The organism is Lacticaseibacillus manihotivorans DSM 13343 = JCM 12514 (assembly GCF_001435035.1).
GTDB lineage: Bacteria > Bacillota > Bacilli > Lactobacillales > Lactobacillaceae > Lacticaseibacillus > Lacticaseibacillus manihotivorans.
The window spans coordinates 1-4,848 of sequence record NZ_AZEU01000269.1; the positions used below are offsets into that span (position 1 = coordinate 1).

At 48.1% G+C, this 4,848-nt stretch carries 6 protein-coding genes; 3 read left to right on the forward strand and 3 right to left on the reverse strand.

Annotated elements, in window-relative coordinates:
* Window positions 1-96: 96 nt before the first annotated feature.
* Window positions 97-1,116, forward strand: a complete 1,020-nt coding sequence (locus FD01_RS13435; RefSeq protein WP_152164694.1) for a GGDEF domain-containing protein — start codon at window positions 97-99, stop codon at window positions 1,114-1,116.
* Window positions 1,117-1,736: 620 nt separating this feature from the next.
* On the opposite strand, the gene FD01_RS13440 is transcribed toward FD01_RS13435, so the two are convergent.
* Window positions 1,737-2,219: a YtxH domain-containing protein gene (locus FD01_RS13440; RefSeq protein WP_056964803.1), complete on the reverse strand. Its 483-nt coding sequence runs from the start codon at window positions 2,217-2,219 to the stop codon at window positions 1,737-1,739.
* Between the two features lie 15 nt (window positions 2,220-2,234).
* A complete protein-coding gene (locus FD01_RS13445) occupies window positions 2,235-2,660 on the reverse strand; it encodes a DUF948 domain-containing protein (RefSeq protein WP_054719545.1) in 426 nt (141 codons plus the stop codon).
* 138 nt (window positions 2,661-2,798) lie between these two features.
* Here FD01_RS13445 and FD01_RS13450 point away from each other — a divergent pair, with 138 nt between their 5' ends.
* A complete protein-coding gene (locus FD01_RS13450; protein WP_054719548.1) occupies window positions 2,799-3,674 on the forward strand; it encodes a mechanosensitive ion channel family protein in 876 nt (291 codons plus the stop codon).
* 183 nt (window positions 3,675-3,857) lie between these two features.
* Window positions 3,858-4,097: a hypothetical protein gene (locus FD01_RS13455; protein ID WP_152164693.1), complete on the forward strand. Its 240-nt coding sequence runs from the start codon at window positions 3,858-3,860 to the stop codon at window positions 4,095-4,097.
* A 97-nt stretch (window positions 4,098-4,194) separates the two neighbouring features.
* Here FD01_RS13455 and cbpB read toward each other — a convergent pair whose 3' ends face one another.
* Window positions 4,195-4,674: a cyclic-di-AMP-binding protein CbpB gene (gene cbpB, locus FD01_RS13460; protein ID WP_054719554.1), complete on the reverse strand. Its 480-nt coding sequence runs from the start codon at window positions 4,672-4,674 to the stop codon at window positions 4,195-4,197.
* Between the last annotated feature and the right edge of the window lie 174 nt (window positions 4,675-4,848).

Here is a 4,848-nt window from a genome sequence, read left to right on the forward strand (position 1 = left end):
TCAAGAGGCTGCATAACCAAGTTATTTAATTGTCCAACCTAATGGGTTCACATCACCTTCTTCATTTCCGGATTTGTGGTTTTTTACAATTCGCGCTTGATCACACTATGGGACCTTGCGCGCCATGAGAAGTTAAACGAACATGTCGCATCAACAGTTTTCATCTATTTAATGGTGGCCTTTTGTCTGTTTGCCACTTGGGCCAATCCGAACAACTCGACCGCTTATCTCAATTGGGCCTTGTACATCTTGTTTATTCCGCTGATCGATGACAACATCGTTGCACCAGAATTCCTAGTGCGAGCACTTGGCATTGTCGCTTTTTGGTTTTATACCAACACGGTGCGAGCATCGATGTTTTATGTGTCACTAGTCGCCGTGTTGCTCATTTTAGGGTTGATGTTCAAATTTCACAAACAGATTCACAGCCACTTGCTGTTGAATATTGAGCTCACAGCTTGGATCGGGGTCGCCTTTTGGATCACGCAAACGCAACTCACGCTAACTGCCAGTTTAATGGGCACCGTAATGTTTGTGTTGATGAACTGGTTCACCAGTTTGTATTGGTCGTCTGAACGCTTGGCCAACTTAGAACGCAATCGCTTGGAACAACAAGTCAACTCCGATACGCTGACAAAAGCTGGCTCGTTTTTCGCTTTCAAGTCTGACTCCGCCTCGGCTCTAGCTACTGCGCAACGCAACAACAGCCCGTTGACGTTGGTGATGTTTGATATCGATCATTTTAAAAACGTGAACGATACCTATGGCCATGCGGCGGGCAATGCCGTGTTGATCGGCGTGACTGAACTGGTACAAAACATGGTCGATACCCGGCTTTATCGCACCGGCGGCGAAGAATTCAATTTATTTTTTGAAACGCCTAAAGCACAGATCCTGCCGTTGATGCAACGCCTCCACCGCCAAGTGAAAAACGCGGACTTCGTTTATGAAGGCCAACATATCTCAGTCACCTTGTCGATGGGCATCACCGTCCTCAACAAAGGTGATTTAAGCTTTGAAGATGTTTATGAGCGTGCCGATGCCAACTTGTACTTATCCAAACGCTCTGGTCGTGATTGTATCACCGTCGACGGCCAACAATTAGCCTTGGCTTAATGAAAGGCCCCACTGATCAGCTGATCGGTGGGGTTTTGATTTGCGCTTGAACCAGACAAAAAATAGGAAAAACGTTTATAGTTATTCAGTCTTTACATGGGTGTTGTGACGTGATATACTTTGTTCGATATCAAGGAGGGGTGAGCAGCTTAGCGCAGGCTGCCCGTTTCACCTCGCGACGAGCGGAAGTGCTCGCTAAACTTTGGAGACTATCCCGTAGCGACTGGGCTTAACTGTTCAGCTCCGTTAGATCTCCAGTTCCAGAGTGCCGGCATAGAAGGGTCCCAATCGGACTCAAACCAAGTAACCGCCGGGAGATTCGCCCTCACGGTAACGTGGGAAGCCAGTCGACGTCTGTGTGCGAACGGCAGTGCAAAGCCTATTAGCAACTAAAGCAGTCAAGGTCCAAGAAGCCAAGGCTCGCAGAAACGTACTTGAGTTGTTAGAGAACTGCATCAACGTAATTGTATCGGCATTAAAGCCACCGGTCCACGAAATAGGTAACTGTTTCGTGGATTTGTTGTGCCTTAAACCGCATCTCTTCTTTCAACGACCACCCACTGCTAAAATTAGCGCGAAAAAATACCACCGCTCACAACAGTCGGTGGTAAACATCAAAATTAAGCTTCTGGATCTTCAGGCGTATCTTCTGCAGGTTTAGTTTCTGCTTCAGGTTCTGAGTCTGCGGCTGGTGCTTCTGGTTCTGCTGGGGTGTCAACGTCTGCGTCTTTGGCTTGGGCAAACGCCGACTTGCCATCTAAGACGATATCGTCGAATTCATCGGAGTCAGCCACTTCAGGCGCTTCGGTCAATTCGTCTTTCAACGCTTGCGTTTTTTCGTCGTAGCTGGCTAAGTCTGCATCGTCATGTTGGGCATGGGACTTGATGTTGTCCACTAAGTCTGCCGCAGATTCGCGCCAGTCAGCAGTCGCGTCTTTGGCATAATCATAGTAATCTGCCGCACGATCAGCTAAGTCGTCTTTTTTCTGGTTGAACTTATGCTTTAATTCGTCTGAAGTTTGAGGCGTCAACAGATATGTTGTGGCCAACGCGCTGGCTGCCCCTAAGATGAACCCAAATAAAAAGTGTGATTTTTTCGCCATAATACACAATGCCTCCTATTTTTCGCTATCTGATTTCTTCAATAAATTTAATGCTGCTTTACCAACTTTTGCCGCAACGGTGACTTTGCCTGCATTGGCAGCCCCGGCGGTCACTTTCGACGCGAGGTTGCGCGTGCTGGTGTTGAGATCGGACACGGATTCGCCGAGTTCGCCGATCGCATCAAACACCGGATCGATAGCCGCCACTTTGCCGTTCACATCTTCAAGCAACGTATTGGACTTGGTCAACAAGGCTTCGACTTCATGGGTCAAGGCCCCGAGTTCACCATTCACCGTGTTCAGCGTCGTATTGACTTCTGACACCGTGCCGCGCACCTCTTTGGTCACCCCAGCAATTTTGATGCCGATCACCAAAACTGCTAATGCAATGATCAAAAATGCGATTGCCGCGATAATGCCAGCAATTCCTCCTAACGTCATACACAACCTCCTTCTCAGTCGCTTCTAAACCGCATACACGACCTTCTCCCATAAGAATATCATCATTGGCTTTACCGTTCAAATCATTGTGGAATTTTGGTACTATAGTCTCAGAATCTGTTTTCAGAAAGGACCAACATGTTAATTCTGGCCAAAACCAAAAATCTTGAGCAACAAACCAATATTCTCCTGCGTTATTTGAACAATATCGACTGGGATGGGGTGTTCAACCGCTTAGTCACAGTCGTCGGCGAACTGATCCTGTTCACGATTTTGTTTTTGATCATTCGCTCAGTCGGCAAACGCCTGATCCACCGCGGTTTCACCACGTATAAAGCGCGCACCCAATTGGCCGGCACCCGCGTCGACACCATGCGCACGTTGATGAGCAACATTTATTCTTACACCGTGATCTTCTTCTACTTCTACGCGGTGTTATCTGTGTTAGGCGTACCAGTTGGGACTTTGATCGCTGGTGCTGGGGTCGTCGGTATCGCTTTGGGCTTAGGGGCACAAGGCTTCGTATCCGATGTGGTCACGGGGATCTTTATTATTTTGGAAGGTCAATTCGATGTCGGCGATGCGGTGAAACTCGGCACGATCACTGGCACCATCACCTCAGTCGGCTTGCGGACAACAATCGTGAAATCCGCCGATGGCACCATGAACTTCATCCCCAACCGCAACATCACTATCGTCTCCAATATGTCTCGCTCGGAAATGCAAGTTTTGATCAGCTTGCCGATGTCGCCTGACGAGGATTTGTCCGTGGTGCGCTCCGTCTTGAAAAATGTGAACACCACCTTGAAGCCTGAAACCCCGGCGATCGTCGATGGCCCAGAGTTACTCGGCATGTCTGCCGCTGATGATGGCACCTTCGTTTATCAAGTGATGATGCATGTGGCAAACGGCGAGCAATTGCCGGTGCAGCGTAAATTCTTAGCCGCTTATCTGAAAGCACTCGCGGCTGCTGGAATCGATATTCCCACACCGAAATTGAATCTTGGGAACTAACCGACAAACCCGACTCGTGTGAGCCGGGTTTTTATTGTACGATAGCTAGACACAGGTCTTGTCACCTAGTACAATATTAATTGCGCAAAGTTTAATGCGCGGTGGCCCCACTTGAAAGGACTGATGTGTATGGCGGATATGCCAGCTACTCGCATTGAACCTCGAGAAAGGAGTCCGGATCCCTTGTACGCTGCGATTCGAGGTTTTGTCCTCGATATCGTCTGGTGGCTGTCTATTGCCAAATTAATCCTCTGGTTAGTGACCAAGATTGAAGAAGGCATCATCCGTGAGAACAATGCTCGTGCGGTGATAGTTGCCAGGTGGCCAATTTTGACCACAAAAAAGTGCAAGCTCCAAGCCGCAATGCACAAACTTTGGGCGAGTTTCTGCGACTTAGTAGCTTGCACTACTAAAATGTATTGACACTGGCCGCCGAGCTTCAAACGGTCGCGCCCCCGTACGATTCTGTACGGGGTTTTTTAACAGGTTCATTTTACCATGTCACGACGTTAGCTTGCAACTAGCGCGTGACTTCTTCTCGAGGGTTCAAATCGTAATAGCGATCCAAGTTGTGGCCGATGTAGTTGATGCCTTTCATTACTTCACGGCGGGTCACAATGCCAGTAAAGGTGCCGTCATCTTGAACCACTGGCAGAAAAGCATTGTCCACCAGCAAGTGCAACACGTTTTCCACATCGTAAGGGTTGTCGATGGTCGTGATGCCAGTTTCCATCACGTCGCCGACACAATATTCATCTAAAGCTTCTGTATTAATGTGCTCCAAGCCTAGCATTTTGTCAGTGATCATCGACAAACTCAACAAGCCTTTGAACTTGTCATCGTTGTCGACGACTGGGACTTTGGCGTAGCGGACCTTGGTCAACACCAAAAAGGCGTGGCGCAAGGAATTATCGCAGTTGACGCTGGCCACCATTTCGCCTGGGATCATGAAATGGTCACGGTTTTCAATCATCATGTGGTCGATTGCTTGATTAAGCATATTGACACTCCTTTTTTGTTCCACCCCCTATTTTACCGCATTAGCCTATGGGAACGCATCCATTATGCTTAAAACTTTACGTCTGCTTAATTCATGCTATATTAAGGTTAGGATTATTTTCGCAAATTGCAAGAACAAGTTAGCCACTCCGTGGCACGACACCGTGAGGCGAAC